General features: G+C 34.2%; 13 protein-coding genes and 1 pseudogene. 13 read left to right on the top strand and 1 reads right to left on the bottom strand.

Features of this window, described 5'->3' with window-relative positions; all coding sequences use genetic code 11:
• The 8 genes and pseudogenes from C6H25_RS03085 to C6H25_RS03050 all read left to right on the top strand — a co-directional run.
• On the top strand, positions 1-1,203 hold a 1,203-nt coding region (locus C6H25_RS03085; RefSeq protein ID WP_324761419.1), incomplete at its 5' end, for a type ISP restriction/modification enzyme.
• A gap of 149 nt (positions 1,204-1,352) precedes the next feature.
• Positions 1,353-2,591, top strand: a complete 1,239-nt coding sequence (locus C6H25_RS03080; RefSeq protein ID WP_199768925.1) for a peptidoglycan DD-metalloendopeptidase family protein — start codon at positions 1,353-1,355, stop codon at positions 2,589-2,591.
• Positions 2,591-3,220: an NUDIX hydrolase gene (locus tag C6H25_RS03075; protein ID WP_104747996.1), complete on the top strand. Its 630-nt coding sequence runs from the start codon at positions 2,591-2,593 to the stop codon at positions 3,218-3,220. Before C6H25_RS03080 ends, C6H25_RS03075 begins: the two co-directional genes overlap by 1 nt.
• 11 nt (positions 3,221-3,231) lie before the next feature.
• A pseudogene (locus C6H25_RS03070) lies at positions 3,232-4,230 on the top strand (plasminogen-binding N-terminal domain-containing protein); the annotation flags it as partial.
• A gap of 10 nt (positions 4,231-4,240) precedes the next feature.
• The gene (gene glcD / locus C6H25_RS03065; protein WP_104747994.1) at positions 4,241-5,620 is read left to right on the top strand and encodes a glycolate oxidase subunit GlcD; all 1,380 of its coding nucleotides are present in this window, start codon (positions 4,241-4,243) and stop codon (positions 5,618-5,620) included.
• A gap of 40 nt (positions 5,621-5,660) precedes the next feature.
• Entirely contained in the window at positions 5,661-6,344 is a 684-nt protein-coding gene (locus C6H25_RS03060) for an MvaI/BcnI family restriction endonuclease (RefSeq protein ID WP_104747993.1), read from the top strand.
• Positions 6,341-7,570: a modification methylase gene (locus C6H25_RS03055; protein WP_104747992.1), complete on the top strand. Its 1,230-nt coding sequence runs from the start codon at positions 6,341-6,343 to the stop codon at positions 7,568-7,570. The genes C6H25_RS03060 and C6H25_RS03055 overlap by 4 nt, the downstream gene beginning before the upstream one ends.
• Before the next feature lie 13 nt (positions 7,571-7,583).
• A complete protein-coding gene (locus C6H25_RS03050; RefSeq protein ID WP_104748010.1) occupies positions 7,584-8,081 on the top strand; it encodes a methylated-DNA--[protein]-cysteine S-methyltransferase in 498 nt (165 codons plus the stop codon).
• A gap of 22 nt (positions 8,082-8,103) precedes the next feature.
• On the opposite strand, the gene gap is transcribed toward C6H25_RS03050, so the two are convergent.
• Positions 8,104-9,135, bottom strand: a complete 1,032-nt coding sequence (gene gap / locus C6H25_RS03045; RefSeq protein ID WP_104747991.1) for a type I glyceraldehyde-3-phosphate dehydrogenase — start codon at positions 9,133-9,135, stop codon at positions 8,104-8,106.
• Between the two features lie 148 nt (positions 9,136-9,283).
• Between gap and C6H25_RS03040 the strand changes: the two genes are divergently transcribed.
• From C6H25_RS03040 to mqnE, 5 genes are all read left to right on the top strand, one after another.
• A complete protein-coding gene (locus C6H25_RS03040) occupies positions 9,284-9,985 on the top strand; it encodes a Bax inhibitor-1/YccA family protein (protein WP_104747990.1) in 702 nt (233 codons plus the stop codon).
• A 2-nt stretch (positions 9,986-9,987) separates the two neighbouring features.
• Complete coding sequence (locus C6H25_RS03035; protein ID WP_104747989.1) at positions 9,988-10,386, top strand: thiamine-phosphate pyrophosphorylase; 399 nt, start codon at positions 9,988-9,990, stop codon at positions 10,384-10,386.
• A 25-nt stretch (positions 10,387-10,411) separates the two neighbouring features.
• Entirely contained in the window at positions 10,412-13,666 is a 3,255-nt protein-coding gene (gene carB, locus C6H25_RS03030; RefSeq protein WP_104747988.1) for a carbamoyl-phosphate synthase large subunit, read from the top strand.
• Position 13,667: 1 nt separating this feature from the next.
• The gene (locus tag C6H25_RS03025) at positions 13,668-14,099 is read left to right on the top strand and encodes a Sua5 YciO YrdC YwlC family protein (protein ID WP_104747987.1); all 432 of its coding nucleotides are present in this window, start codon (positions 13,668-13,670) and stop codon (positions 14,097-14,099) included.
• A gap of 229 nt (positions 14,100-14,328) precedes the next feature.
• The gene (gene mqnE / locus C6H25_RS03020; RefSeq protein ID WP_104747986.1) at positions 14,329-15,411 is read left to right on the top strand and encodes an aminofutalosine synthase MqnE; all 1,083 of its coding nucleotides are present in this window, start codon (positions 14,329-14,331) and stop codon (positions 15,409-15,411) included.
• Positions 15,412-15,534 lie beyond the last annotated feature (123 nt).

The following is a 15,534-nucleotide window of genomic DNA, read 5'->3' as shown; positions in this document are numbered from 1 at the left end:
GTATACTCCTCTCTTATCAGCCTAAAAAAGTCAGCTGACACCACTAACGCTCTTTTTAATATCACTTCATTAGGGGTTAAGACAAACCGAGACGATTGGGTTTATAATTTTTCATTAAAGACCTTGCAAAACACCATAGAAACAAGCCTAGAAACTTATCGTAACGATTTATCGCATTTTGATTATAAAAAGTTTCAATCTAAAATCCCTAGTAACACTAAAAAAGCGGATTATTATAGATTCTTAGATAATGAAATTACTACTGATGATACGCTTTCATGGATAAGAAGTTTAAAAAATTATTTTTTAAGGCTAGAAACATTAGAAAATTATGATGAAAAGCATGTGCGAGTGGCAACTTACCGCCCCTTTGTTAAAACCCACTTATATTTTAAAAGTGAATGGGTAGAGGCACAGAGAGAGTTTAGGAAATTATGCCCTACACAAGAAAGCAAAAATATTTTTATATGTGCTGTAAAAAATTATTTTAGTATTTTTATTTTAGATAATATTGCAGATACTAATCTTATGGGAATTTCAGGTGGTATTACCGCCTACCCCCTTTATACTTATGAAAACAACACGCAAGAATACGCTATTAGCACAGACTATCTCAATAAGTTTAGAGAGCATTACAAAGATAACGCCATCAGTTATGAAGATATTTTTTACTACACTTATGGCATTTTACACCATAAAGGTTTTAAAGAAACCTATAAAATCTATTTGCAAAAAGAAGACCCTAAAATCCCTTTAAGCAAAGATTTTAAAAAGATTAGTGAGTTAGGTAAAGAATTAGCCAACTTACACCTAAACTATGAAACAAACCCCTTAAAACATGAGAGTTTTGAAATTTTAGGCGATAGAAATGACCCTAAAACTTACGAAGTAGAAAAAATGAAAATCAAAGACAAAACCACTAAAGAGAGTATTATCTATAATTCTCACATCACTATCACTAATATTCCTAGCATAGCTTATGATTATAAGCTATGCGGTAATAGCGTAGTGGAAAGCTACATGAAAAACATGAGCGTTAAAATCTCTAAAAAAGCCAAAAATAAAGAAGGCGATTTTATCATAGATAATCCTAATGACTTTAAAGGGGGCAAATACATTTTTGAAACTTTTTTAAGAGTGATAGACTTAAGCATTAAAAGCGTGGAGTTAATAGAAAAAATCAGTCATCTGAGCTATGAGTAAAATTTTAGCTCAAAAAATTATTGTTTATGATTGTGATAAAGCACACAATAATCAATAGCCAACATTAAGTTCTTAGTGTGCTTTATGCTATACTTCCTAAGATTAAACTTAAGGTATTAAATTAAAAAATGAAAGCCTCTTTTAAAAAAATGTTAGTATTCAAGCCTTTTAGAGTGAAATTTTTATGCGTTTTATTGTTTCTAAACACAATTTTAAGCACAACTTCTGCTGAGAATGCCACAGAAAAGTTACCCTCAAATCATTCTAGCCACTTTTCAAACTTAGTAGGCGAACGGCTTGTTTGGGGGAATAAACTCACGCTTTTAGGGTTTTTAGAGCGAAATAAAATACCACAGAAGTTATATTATAATTTAAGTTCTCAAGACAAGGAGTTAAGCGCAGATATTCAAAGCAGTGCTACTTACTACACTTTAAGAGATGCAAATAATACGCTTATTCAAGCTCTCATTCCTATTAGCCAAGATTTGCAAATCCATTTGTATAAAAAAGGTGAGCAGTATTTTTTAGATTTTATTCCTATTGTTTATACTCGTAAGGAAAAAACCCTCATTCTTTCATTGCAAAATTCGCCTTACCAGGATATTGTCAAAGCGACTAATGACCCTCTTTTAGCTCATCAGCTTATCAATGTGTATAAAAAAAGCGTGCCTTTTAAACGCCTAGCAAGAAAAGATAAAATCGCTATTGTATATACAAGGGATTATCGTGTAGGGCAAACTTTTGGATACCCTTATATTAAAATGGCAATGGTTAGCACTCGTTATCATCAATATTATATTTTTTCGCATTCAAATGGTCGTTATTATGACTCAAAGGCTGAAGAAGTCGCCGGCTTTTTATTAGAAACCCCAGTAAAATATACCCGCATTTCTTCGCCCTTTTCTTATGGGAGATTCCATCCTATTTTGAAAGTCAAACGACCGCATTATGGTGTGGATTATGCGGCTAAAAGAGGCACTTTGGTGCGTTCAGCCTCTGAGGGGCGTATAGGGTTTATTGGCGATAGAGGAGGGTATGGCAAAATGATAGAAATCAATTATAGAGGCGAATTGCGTTTAGTGTATGCTCATATGAGCTCTTTTGCTAAAGGATTAAAAAAAGGCATGGTAGTAAGAAAGGGGCAAGTGATTGGTAGGGTAGGTAGCACAGGCTTAAGCACTGGACCGCATTTGCACTTTGGAGTGTATAAAAACTCTCAGCCCATAAACCCTTTAGGGCATATCCGCACTGCTAAAAGCAAGTTGCATGGCAAACAAAAAGAAATTTTTTTAGAAAAAGCTAAAAATGCTAAACAAACCCTAGAAAAAGTGTTAGAAAGCCATTCATTTGATAATGAACACTCGTATTATCTTTTAGAGGGTTTTTAATGGAATATTTTAAAAATTTTAGCACTCAAACTTCTTCTATAGACACTTCCAATTTATGCCTAGAGCCTTGCAATAACTCTTTATATATCCAGCAAAAACGCATGCGTTATTATGAGCAAGGCATAGAAAAAACTTGGGATATTATCAATTCTTTAGACAGCGTGGCTATCTTGCTTTATGATAAGACTTTGGATTGCTTTTTGATTGTCAAGCAGTTTCGTCCAGCCATTTATGCGCGTAATTTTAACCCTACTAATTATCAAGCATTAGACGGCTACACTTATGAATTGTGTGCAGGGCTTGTGGATAAACCCAATAAAAGCTTAGAAGAAATTGCAGTTGAAGAAGTGCTAGAAGAATGCGGTTACAAAATTGAGCCTAAAAATTTAGAAAACATTGGTGCGTTTTATAGCGCGACAGGATTGAGTGGGAGCTTACAAAAAATCTATTATGCTGAAATTTGTGCGGATTTAAAAGTTTCACAAGGTGGGGGGATTGATATGGAAAATATTGAAGTGCTGTTTTTAAAAAGAGCAAAAGCCCTTGATTTTATTATGGATTTTCAATACGCTAAAACCACCGGATTGAGCTATGCCATTTTATGGCATTTAAAAAAGTATAATATCTAAAAAGGAATTTTATGATAGTGCGTTTAGTGGCAATGATTTTATTGGTTTTTGCAAATCTTTACTCTTCTTCATGGCAAGAGCCATTGAAAGTTAGCATTGATTTTGTAGATTTACCCAAAAAGATTTTACGCTTTCCTGCGTATGATTTGAAAGTAGGAGAATTTGGCTTTGTAGTAACTAAGCTAACGGATTATGAAATCATTACTTCAGAAGTAGTGGTTATTGCCGTTGAAAATGGAGTGGCTACAGCACGCTTTAAAGCTTTTGATTCTATGAAACAACGCCATTTGCCAACCCCAAGAATGGCTCCTAAAAAGGGTAATTTAATTTATTTTAGGCAATTCAATAATCAAGCGTTTTTGATCGCTCCTAATGATGAACTTTATGAAAAAATTAAGGCAGAAAACCCTGATACTAATTTTATTAGTTCTGATTTATTAGTGATTCATCTTAATGGGTTTGACCTAAAGGCAGCTAATTTAAAAAGGGGGTGCAACGCCTATAGTGTAGGGGTCGTCTATATTGTAACGACAAATACTTTAAATATTTTAGATTGTCAAAGTTTTGAAATTTTAGAAAAAAGACCTTTGGATACTTCAGGTATCAGCAAAACAGCTGTGCCATTCTTCTCTAGGGTTGAGGGGGTTGATGTAGGGACTTTAGGCAAACTTTTTTCAGGTAGCCAAGCCAAGCGTTATTTTCTTTATTATGATACGCTCCTAAAAAAAGAAAAGCGTAAAGAGACAAGAAGTCAAAAACAAGAAATAAAAGTTGATAAGCAAGAAAAAATGCGTGCCAATAGTCAAAAAACTTCGCAATCATTAAAAAAAGCCTCTTTAAAAGAGGAAATGCATGAAGAAAAAGAAGGCAAAGAGCGTGAGACTAGAGAGGAAAGACGCAAAGCTAGAGCTACAGAAAAAGCCGGAAAATTTGAGGAAAAACAACAAGAAAAGCAAGAAAAAGATGATAAAGAAACCGAAGAAAGAAGAAAAGCTTTAGAGGCAGGTAAAAAATAAAGTCATGTTAGCAAAAGAACATTTTAAGTATTTTAAAAACTTAGTGGGAGAAGAGGATTTTTTTACCGATGATGTGCATTTAAACGCTTATTGCTACGACGCTACAAGAGAGCGGCATTTACCAGATGGCGTGATTTTCCCTAAAAATGAGCAAGAAATTAGCACGATTTTAAAATATTGTAACGAGCATAAAATTATTATTGTGCCAAGAGGGGCAGGTAGTGGTTTTACAGGGGGAGCATTGAGTGTGAGTGGGGGGCTAGTTTTGAGCGTAGAAAAGCATATGGATAAAATCTTAGAGATTGACACTAAAAATTTAATCGCACGAGTAGAACCCGGTGTGATTAACAAACATTTTCAAAACGAAGTAGAAAAACTAAATTTGTTTTACCCCCCAGACCCAGCGAGCGAAAATCAAAGCACCTTAGGGGGGAATGTCGCAGAAAATGCCGGTGGCATGCGTGCGGCAAAATATGGTATCACAAAAGATTATGTCATGGCTTTAAGAGTGGTGTTAGCTAATGGGGATATTATTAGAGCGGGTAAAAAAACGATTAAAGATGTCGCAGGTTTTAATTCTGTGGGGCTTATGGTAGCAAGTGAGGGGTGTTTAGGCGTAATTACTGAGATTACTTTAAAACTTTTAGCTAAACCGCCTTTAAAACAAAGTGCGATGGGGGTTTTTAATAGCATTGATGATGCTATGAATGCGGTCTATAAGACTATGAGTAGTGGTATTACGCCTGTGGCTATGGAATTTTTGGATAATTTAAGCATTAGGGCGGTTGAAGAAAGATTTAATAAAGGCTTGCCAAAAGATGCTGGAGCGATACTCATTACGCAAGTTGATGGCGTGGTAAAAGAACAAATTGCTTGGCAATTAGAGCAAATAAAAAAGCATTTTAAAGAAAATGGTTGTATAAATTTTAAAATCGCTCAAAACGAACAAGAAGAGCAAGATTTGTGGTTTTCAAGGCGTAATGCGTCTCAAAGTGTTAGTATTTATGGCAAAAAGAAGCTGAATGAAGATGTAACTGTTCCTAGGGCAAGTTTGCCAAGTTTGTTGAAAGAAGTGGCAAAAATTAGCCAAAAATATGGCTTTAAAATCCCTTGCTTTGGCCATACTGGCGATGGCAATGTGCATGTGAATGTTATGGTAGAAGACCCTATTAAAGATTTAGAAAAAGGCCATCAAGCTATGGAAGAAATTTTTCAAGCCGCTATTAGTTTGGAAGGGACTTTAAGTGGTGAACATGGCATAGGCTTGTCTAAGGCGAAATTTATGCCCCTAGCCTTTAATGTTAGTGAAATGGAGTTTTTTAGGAGCATTAAAAAAGCCCTTGACCCAAACAATATTTTAAACCCTTTTAAAATGGGGTTGTAAATTATATTTACAATAAAACTAATTTTTGAGGTAGTGCCACATAACATTAAATGAATTTGAACAAAATTTTAATGAGATAAAAGAAAAAGGCTTTATACCTACAATGCGTAAGGGTCCAACAGGAATTGGTTATACTCTAGAGACATTATTAGGAATTAAAGAAAACAATGATGCACGCCCTGATATAGATGGAGCAGAACTAAAAGCACATAGAAGCAAAAGCAATAATATGATAACCTTATTTACTTTTAATAATAAAGTTTGGAAAATGCCACCATTAGAGGCTATTAGAAAATATGGTAGCTTAGATAGAACCAACAATAGAATGGGGCTTTATTACACCATGTCATTAAAACCCAATAGTGTCGGATTGTTCTTACATATAGACACACAAGAAATTTCTGTGAGACATATTTCAGGTGAGATTATCGCTGTTTGGAAATTATATGATTTAGCTCAGAGATTTATGCAAAAACTTCCCGCATTATTACTTGTTTCTGCTTTTACGGAAGAAAGGGATAATTTGGAATATTTTCATTTTTATAGAGCACAATTATTAAAAGGCACTTCACCTAATTTGTTAGCCAATCAATTCAAAGAAGAAAATATTTTAGTGGATTTACGATTGCATGATAAAGGCACTATGGCAAGAAATCATGGGACAGGTTTTAGGGTTTTTGAAAATAAATTATTCTATCTCTTTGAAAGCATTACAGACCTATGACTTATGCAGTCATTAGAAATCAATCATACGATTACTTAGGGCAATCCTACGCATCGAATTTTCCTATCTTGCATAAATATCCTGCCATGATGTTACCTCAAATTGGTATAGATATACTAAAAGAATTACAAATTTCTAGTGGTAAGTTGTTTGACCCTTATTGTGGTTCTGGGTCTTCGTTTATTAGTGCGTTAGAAAGGGGTTTGACAGATTTGTATGGGTTTGATATTAATCCTTTAGCCATAATGATTACTAAAGCAAAATTTACAAAATTATCTAAAAACCAATTATTAGAAACCAAACAAATATTAAGAGAGAACATATTTGAGTTTCTTAAAAATGAAAATAATTTAAACCAACTAAAGAATGCAAAAATTACCAATATTGATTTTTGGTTTTCACAACAAGTTATTAAAAAATTAAATTTACTTAAATATTTTATCTATCAAGTTAGAGATGATAATTTGCGTAATTTTTTTCTTATTCCTTTTTCAACAACGATTAGAGAGTGTTCTTATACAAGGAATAACGAATTTAAATTATACAGAATGAAATCAGAAGATATTTTAAATTTTAATCCTGATGTTTTAGGTATTTATTTTGAAAAATTAGAAAATAATTTGCATGATTATATAGACTATTTTTTACCAAAAATCAATCATATCTCTATAGATATTCAGCATGCAAAATTTCAAGCCAAAAAAGATTACTTTGATGTTGTTTTAACTAGCCCTCCTTATGGTGATAGTAAAACAACGGTTGCTTATGGGCAGTTCTCAACGCTATCAAACGAATGGCTTGATATTAATTATGCAAGAAAAATAGACAATATGCTTATGGGGGGCATTAAAACCAAAACCCTTTTTTCATATGGTCTAATAACAGATTATGTCCATCAAATTGCAAAGCAAGATTATAAAAGAGCTTTAGAAGTTTCTAGTTTTTATTATGATTTAGCAAACTCTATTAAAGAAGTAGCTAGAAGTATCAAAAAAGGAGGAAAAAGTATTTATGTGGTGGGTAATAGAACGGTCAAAAATATTTATCTGCCTACTGACCAATTTATTGCAGAAATATTTGAAGAGAATGGTTTTAAGCATTTAATAACCTACGAAAGATTATTAAGCAATAAATCTATGCCATCTTTAAATTCCCCCTCTAATAAAGTAGGCAAAAAGGTTAATACTATGTTATATGAATACATAGTAGTGTGTGAAAAAATATAAAAACATGTTAGAAATACCTTTGCACCACTATTATTTCAAAACCCCTAAAACCTTTCCTTTAGAATATTTGCATTTGTGTGCTAATGATAGCCACTTATTGAGACTAGATTTTGATATGACAAATTTTTCTCACAACATTACTATTAATACCCCACTAAGACTAAGCATTCAGGCTTTGGAGCGTTATTTTTTGGGACAACTTTTTGAATTTGATTTGCCTTTGGATTTTGCAGTGGGGACTTCTTTTCAAAAGCAAGTTTGGCTCGCACTACTAACAATTCCATATGGTGAAACAAGAAGTTATGATGAAATTGCAAAATTTATTGGCAACCCTAAGTCATGCAGAGCCATTGGTAATGCCAATCACAATAACCCTATTTCTTTGATTGTGCCTTGTCATAGAGTGGTGCGTAAAAATGGCGATTTAGGCGGATATGGTGGGGGCGTAGAAGTCAAAAAGTGGCTGTTAGAATTTGAGCGTAAAAACCTTAAATTTAAAAAAACAAATTAAAAGAACACAACTTTAAATATGTTTATAAATGATATTCACACACAAATTGTGCCATATCAATCAAACGATTAGAATACCCCCATTCATTATCATACCACGCCATAATTTTTACCATATTTTCTAGTGTAAAAGTTAAATCGGTAGCGACAATGACGCTATGAGGATTAGAAATAAAATCAGAACTCACCCTTTCTTTCAAATCTATGTCTAATACGCCTTTTAAAACCCCTTTGGACGCTTCAATCAATAAGGCATTTAATTGCTCTTTGAGAGCTTTTTTTTCTAAAGACAGGCTTAAATCTATCATGGAAACATCAATGCTAGGCACTCTCACGCTATGCCCATGCATTTTATTTTTAAGATTAGGCAAAACTTTATGCAAGGCTAGAGCGGCTTTGGTGGTGGTAGGGATAATATTGTTTGCAGCAGCCCTAGACCTACGCTTGTCAAAACGATGGGCTGAGTCCATTAAATGCTGGTCGCTTGTATAGCTATGAATAGTTGTAAGCATACCTTCTTGTATACCAAAAGCCTCATCTAAAATGGAGCAAATAGGAGCAATAGCATTAGTCGTGCAAGATGCGTTAGAAATAATAGTCTGTCCCTTATAAGTCTCATGATTGATACCATAAACTAAAGTAGGGTATTTTTTTTCATCATATTCGTTAATAAAAGGAGCAGATAAAAGCACTTTTTTAGCCCCTAGATCTAAATAACGCTCCAAAAGTTGTGGCTCTAAAAATTTCCCTGAACATTCTAACAAAACATCTACTTCCTTAAGCCCCAAATCCTCTATAGAATTGAATACAGGAATTTCTACGGCACCTATTTTAAGCTTGTTATTGCCATAGAATACTTCTTGAGATAATATTCCATGAGTGCTGTCATGTTCTAAAAGATAGGCTAGAATTTCCCAATTAGCAGGGTCATTAATACCCACTATTTCCATAGGTAAAGTTTCAAAAGGCGTGCCATAAAAATTATAATAGCGTTCTATTATGGCACGCAATACGCATCTTCCAATGCGACCAAATCCATTGATAAATACTTTCATGTGGTAATATCCTACTTCATCAAACTTAATTGCAAAATTTGAGGGCGTTTTTATTGGTATTTTACTACATTTTGTGTTATTATATTTGACCTTTTTATAAAAGGGTTAATCTAAACTGATTTTTAAATTGAAAAGTAAGGAGCTTGTTATGGCGTTGTATGATAGAGCAAACTCTCATAGTGCTTACGCAGAGAGTTCAGTGGGTGCATTACACGAAAGCGAGTTGGTAAATTTTGTTAAAACTACTTATAAATTTTTTGCAGGTAGTTTGTTATTAGCCACAATTGGAGCGTTGCTAGGTTTGATGAATTTCCAAGCCGTAGTGCAGTATAAATGGGTGTTTTTTATCGCTGAAATTGTGGCATTTTTTGGGCTTATGTTTTCTAAATCTAAACCCGGATTGAACTTGTTTATGCTTTTTGCTTTCACTTCACTATCAGGGGTTACTCTAGTTCCATTACTTGGCATGGTCATTGCAAAAGCAGGTTTAGGAGCAGTTTGGCAAGCATTAGGCATGACCACTATTGTTTTTGCTTTAATGAGCGTATATGCTTTAAAAACTAAAAACGATTTAGCGAATATGGGTAAAATGCTCTTTATCGCTTTGATTGTAGTTGTAGTGTGTTCGCTTGTTAACTTGTTCTTAGGTAGCCCCATGTTCCAAGTAGTCATTGCTGGAGCAAGTGCAATTTTATTTAGTCTTTATATTGCTTATGATACTCAAAACATTGTTAAGGGCTTGTATGATAGTCCTATTGATGCGGCAGTAAGCTTGTATTTAGACTTTTTAAATGTCTTTATCTCTATCTTGCAAATTATTGGTATTTTTGGTTCAGATAGAGATAGATAACTTTGAGATTAGCTCGTTTATTAGATGCTAATATCAATCGCCTTAAGGAGGGGGTGCGTGTAGTAGAGGATTTAGCTCGTTATGTTTTAAATAATGAGAATCTTTCCAAACGCTTAAAAACCTTACGGCATCAAGCTTTTTTAAAAAATTATTATGAATGCCTAGAGGCTAGAGATGTTTGTAATGACCCACTAAAAACCACTATGACCATAGAGCTTGAGAGAGAAAATATCCAAAGCGTATTGACTTCTAATTTTAAAAGAGCCGAGGAGAGCGCTAGAGTTTTAGAAGAATGTTTAAAGCTTGAAGAGATTAAGTCTTATGGTGATAGTGAAACTTTTAAAAAAATACGCTATGAACTCTATATTTTAGAAAAGGAATTTTTTCTTACTCTTAGTTAAAACAAATAAAATTTAAGGATTGATTATGCCTAAACGCACCGATATTTCTAATATTCTACTTATAGGCTCAGGTCCTATTGTGATTGGACAAGCTTGTGAGTTTGATTACTCAGGGACTCAAAGTTGTAAGACCTTAAAATCCTTAGGCTATAGAGTTATTTTAATCAATTCTAATCCCGCCACCGTGATGACTGACCCTGAATTTTCTGATAGGACTTATATACAACCTATTACTCCAGAAAATATTGCAGAAATTATTAAAAATGAAAAAATTGATGCCATTTTACCTACAATGGGTGGACAAACCGCTTTAAATGTGGTCTTAGAAATGCATACAAGGGGTATGTTAGAGGGCGTAGAGCTTTTAGGGGCTAAGATTGATGCGATTAAAAAAGGCGAAGACAGACAAGCTTTTAAAGAGGCTATGCTAAAAATTGGCATGGACTTGCCTAAGGGGCGTTATGCTTATACAGAATTAGAAGCCTTAGAAGCGATTAAAGAAATTGGCTTTCCAGCTATTGTTAGAGCGAGTTTCACTCTAGCTGGTTCAGGGAGTGGGGTAGCTTATAATATTGAAGAGTTTCAAGAATTAGCTAAAAATGCCTTAGAAGCATCGCCTATTAGTGAAATTTTGATTGAAGAGTCCTTGCTAGGGTGGAAAGAATATGAAATGGAAGTCATACGAGACAGCAAGGATAATTGTATTATTGTGTGCTGTATTGAAAATATTGACCCTATGGGCGTGCATACTGGCGATAGCATAACGATTGCTCCTAGTCTCACTTTAACTGATAAAGAATACCAACGCATGCGAGATGCAAGCTTTGCGATTTTAAGAGAGATTGGTGTAGATACCGGCGGAAGCAATGTGCAATTTGCTATCCATCCAGAAACTTTAAGAATGGTTGTCATTGAAATGAACCCACGAGTAAGCCGAAGCTCCGCTTTAGCATCAAAAGCGACTGGTTTTCCTATCGCAAAAGTCGCAACCATGCTTGCGGTGGGCTTTAGCTTAGATGAAATCAAAAATGATATTACCAACACTCCAGCGAGTTTTGAGCCTAGTTTGGATTACATTGTGGTCAAAATCCCTCGCTTTGCGTTTGAAAAATTTGGGGGCGTTTCAAGCACTCTAGGGACTTCTATGAAAAGCATTGGCGAAGTGATGGGGATAGGGGGAAATTTTTTAGAAGCTTTACAAAAGGCGTTATGCTCTTTAGAAAATAATTGGCTAGGGTTTGAATCTTTAAGCAAGGACTTAGAGAGCATTAAAAAAGAAATCCGCCGACCGAATTTCAAGCGATTGCTTTATATCGCCGATGCGTTTAGGTTGAAAGTTTCTGTTGATGAAGTTTTTGAATTATGCCAAATTGACAAGTGGTTTTTACATCAAATTCAAAGGCTAGTAGAAGTAGAAGAAAGCATTAATTCTAGCGTTTTAACTAACGCTTTAAAATTAAGAGAGCTTAAAAATTTAGGTTTTAGCGACGTTAGAATTGCAACTAAAATCAAAGAAAATGAATGTTTGGAAATTAGCCCTTTTGAAGTGGAATTAGCAAGGACGACTTTACAAGTTATGCCTAATTTTGAAGAAGTGGATACTTGTGCAGCGGAGTTTTTATCGCTCACTCCTTATTTGTATTCTACCTATGCCCCTAATGTTTTAAAACTAGCATCTATTCAAAAAAATAGAGAAAAGAAAATTCTCATCATAGGTTCTGGCCCTAATCGCATTGGTCAAGGCATTGAGTTTGATTATTGTTGCGTGCATGCAAGCTTTGCTTTAAAAGATTTAAACATTCAAAGTGTTATGCTTAATTGTAATCCAGAAACCGTTAGCACTGATTATGATACAAGTGATACGCTCTATTTTGAACCCATTCACTTTGAGTGCGTGAAAGCGATTATAAAAAGAGAGCAAGTAGATGGCATTATCGTGCATTTTGGAGGACAAACGCCCTTAAAACTCGCTAAAGATTTAGCTAAAATGCAAGCCCCTATTATTGGCACGCCTTTTAAAGTGATTGATATTGCAGAAGATAGAGAAAAATTTTCACTCTTTTTAAAAGAGCTTAATATCAAACAGCCTGAAAATGGCATGGCAAAGAGTATTGATGAAGCTTATAGTATTGCTAATTTGATTGGTTTTCCTATCATTGTGCGTCCTAGCTATGTGCTAGGGGGGCAATATATGCGAACTTTAGAAAATATTGAAGAGTTACGCCATTATTTAGAAAATGTTACGCATTCTTTAGAGATTAGCCCTAAAAATCCGCTTTTAATTGATAAGTTTCTAGAAAAGGCGATTGAGCTAGATGTCGATGCTATTTGTGATAAAAAAGATGTCTATATTGCGGGCATTTTACAGCATATTGAAGAAGCGGGCATTCATTCAGGCGATTCAGCATGTTTCATTCCTTCAACCCTAAGTTCTAAGATTTTAGATGAGATTGAGCAAACGACTGCAAAAATCGCCCTTCATTTAGGCGTAGTAGGGTTATTAAATATTCAGTTTGCTGTTTATAATGATTCGCTTTATTTGATTGAGGTTAATCCTAGGGCAAGTAGAACCGTGCCATTTTTAAGCAAGGCTTTAGGCATTCCTTTGGCTAAAGTGGCTACTAGGGTTATGGTGTTAGAAGACTTACAAGAAGCCCTTAGTTTTTATGATAAAAAGGGTATTATAGAGTATTCTAAGGGGGTTTATAAACCTAAAATGCCAAATTTTGTGGCTTTAAAAGAAGCGGTTTTTCCTTTTAATAAACTCTATGGAGCGGATTTAATTCTAGGGCCTGAGATGAAAAGCACGGGCGAAGTTATGGGAATTGCTAGTTCTTTAGGGCAGGCATTCTTTAAGGCTCAAATGGCTTGTTTTAACCCTATTAAAAATAAGGGGCTTATTTTTGTTTCCATAAAAGATAAAGACAAAGAAAGAGCATGCGATTTATTGAAACGCTTAGTTGAATTAGGCTTTGAATTATGTGCTACAGAAGGCACGCATAAAGCCTTAGAAAAAGCCGGAGTGAAGTCTTTAAAAGTGCTTAAAATCTCAGAAGGTCGCCCTAATATTATAGATTTGATGATGAATGGAGAAATCAGCATGGCAATCAATACGAGTGATAACAAATCTCAAGGCGATGCTAAACTTATCCGCACTTCTGTGCTTAAAAATCATGTGAGTTATTTCACCACTTTAAGTGCCATAGAAGTCTTACTCTTAGCGTTAGAAGAAAATTCTCAAAGAGATAAGTTACTAGCTTTGCAAGATTACTTAGGCTAATATGGCATTAGTGTATTTAGCCCAAAGCGATACAACGATTGGATTACTTTCTAAAGATAGCAAAAGGCTCAATACTCTAAAAAAACGCCCTAAAGATAAAAGCGTTTTAATAGAAAGCTATGATTTTAGCACCTTAAAAAGCTTGGTGCGTGTGCCTAATAAGTTTAAAAATTTTATTAGAAGAAGCACCAAAACGACCTTTATTTACCCTAATTCAAAGGCTGTTCGTGTGATTAGTGGTGGGCATAGGGATTTTTTGAAGCGTTTTAAAACGCTCTATAGCACTTCAGCTAATCTTACACAACAAGCTTATGATAAAGAAATAGCTTTCAAACTTGCAGATGTAGTCATAAGCGATGAAAGGGGCTTATTTGAAAGCACTAGTTCTAAGATGTTTAAAATCTATAAGCATAAAAAAATGAGAGTAAGATAAGCCATAATGCTTAACATGAATTTAATTTATCTTTAAGAAAACCAAATCAAATGTTAATTTTAGTATAAAATACGATAAGATAAACAAAACACAATCCATTAGGCATGAGACATTTAAAGCTTGTGATTTTATCATCAGAGTTTCTTTGCTAAATGATATAACTCCTAAAAAGCATTCTTAATCTAAAAATGCTACAATGCTTGTTTTTGAAATGAAAGGGCAATATTAAATGGACTTTTTAGAAAAGGTATTAGACAATCAAATAGCTGACCCTAAAGAATTAGTCAAGCTTTATGACTACGATTTATACACACTAGGCGAAGTGGCTGATGAGTTGCGGCAAAATTTGCATCAAAAAATCGTGTATTTTAATGTCAATAGGCATTTAAACCCTAGCAATATTTGTGCGGATTCTTGCAAATTTTGTGCGTTTTCAGCCCATAGAAAGAATCCTAACCCTTATGAAATGAGCCTAGAAGAAATTGTAGAAAAGGTTAAAAATTCCTACGCTAAGGGGATTAAAGAAGTTCATATTGTAAGCGCTCATAACCCCAACTACTCTTATGAATGGTATTTAAAGGTTTTTGAAACTATTAAACAAGAAATGCCACATTTACATTTAAAGGCAATGACTGCCGCTGAAGTGAATTTTTTAAGCACTAAATTTAATAAGCCTTTTGAATTAGTTCTAGAAGATATGTTAAAGGTTGGAGTAGATTCAATGCCCGGAGGGGGAGCTGAAATTTTTGATGAAGAAGTTAGGCGAAAAATTTGTAATGGAAAAGTCAGCTCTACTAGGTGGTTAGAAATCCATGCCTATTGGCACAAACTAGGCAAAATGAGTAATGCAACCATGCTTTTTGGACATATTGAAGATAAAGTTCATCGCATAGACCATATGCTAAGATTAAAAAACATTCAAAGCCCCAAAGCGAAAGTAGAGAATAAAGAAGGGGGTTTTAATGCGTTTATCCCATTACTTTATCAAAGAGAAAATAACTATTTGAAAGTAGAAAAATCTCCTAGTGCGATAGAAATCTTAAAAACAATAGCCATATCTCGTATTCTTTTAAATAATATCCCCCACATTAAAGCTTATTGGGCGACCTTGGGCTTAAACTTAGCTTTGGTAGCTCAAGAATTTGGGGCTAATGATTTAGATGGCACAATAGAAATAGAGAGTATTCAAAGTGCCGCTGGGGCTAAAAGTAGACATGGTTTAGAAAAAGAAGATTTGATTCATCAAATCAAGGACGCTGGTTTTGTTGCAGTAGAAAGGGATAGTCTGTATAATTTTATACAGAAATTTTAAGGATTTTTAGGTTTTTAGAATGCTAGTTTAGCTATAATGACACAAGAAAAACAACTGAAGCTAAACTCATTAAGGAAATCAAAATTAAAAAATTCATTCTAATATCCTTTATCTTTGTGTATG

The organism is Helicobacter cetorum, assembly GCF_900198405.1.
In the GTDB taxonomy this organism is placed as follows: Bacteria; Campylobacterota; Campylobacteria; order Campylobacterales; family Helicobacteraceae; genus Helicobacter; species Helicobacter cetorum_C.
The sequence above is the reverse complement of the archived record's forward strand: the minus strand, read 5'-3'. Positions and strand labels throughout refer to the sequence as shown.

Excerpts from the sequence above, each read along its gene's own strand:
- C6H25_RS03080 (WP_199768925.1), top strand. The coding sequence starts at position 1,353 with ATGTTAGTATTCAAGCCTTTTAGAGTGAAATTTTTATGCGTTTTATTG.
- C6H25_RS03075 (WP_104747996.1), top strand. The coding sequence starts at position 2,591 with ATGGAATATTTTAAAAATTTTAGCACTCAAACTTCTTCTATAGACACT.
- glcD (WP_104747994.1), top strand. The coding sequence starts at position 4,241 with ATGTTAGCAAAAGAACATTTTAAGTATTTTAAAAACTTAGTGGGAGAA.
- C6H25_RS03055 (WP_104747992.1), top strand. The coding sequence starts at position 6,341 with ATGACTTATGCAGTCATTAGAAATCAATCATACGATTACTTAGGGCAA.
- gap (WP_104747991.1), bottom strand. The coding sequence starts at position 9,135 with ATGAAAGTATTTATCAATGGATTTGGTCGCATTGGAAGATGCGTATTG.
- C6H25_RS03040 (WP_104747990.1), top strand. The coding sequence starts at position 9,284 with ATGGCGTTGTATGATAGAGCAAACTCTCATAGTGCTTACGCAGAGAGT.
- carB (WP_104747988.1), top strand. The coding sequence starts at position 10,412 with ATGCCTAAACGCACCGATATTTCTAATATTCTACTTATAGGCTCAGGT.
- C6H25_RS03025 (WP_104747987.1), top strand. The coding sequence starts at position 13,668 with ATGGCATTAGTGTATTTAGCCCAAAGCGATACAACGATTGGATTACTT.
- mqnE (WP_104747986.1), top strand. The coding sequence starts at position 14,329 with ATGGACTTTTTAGAAAAGGTATTAGACAATCAAATAGCTGACCCTAAA.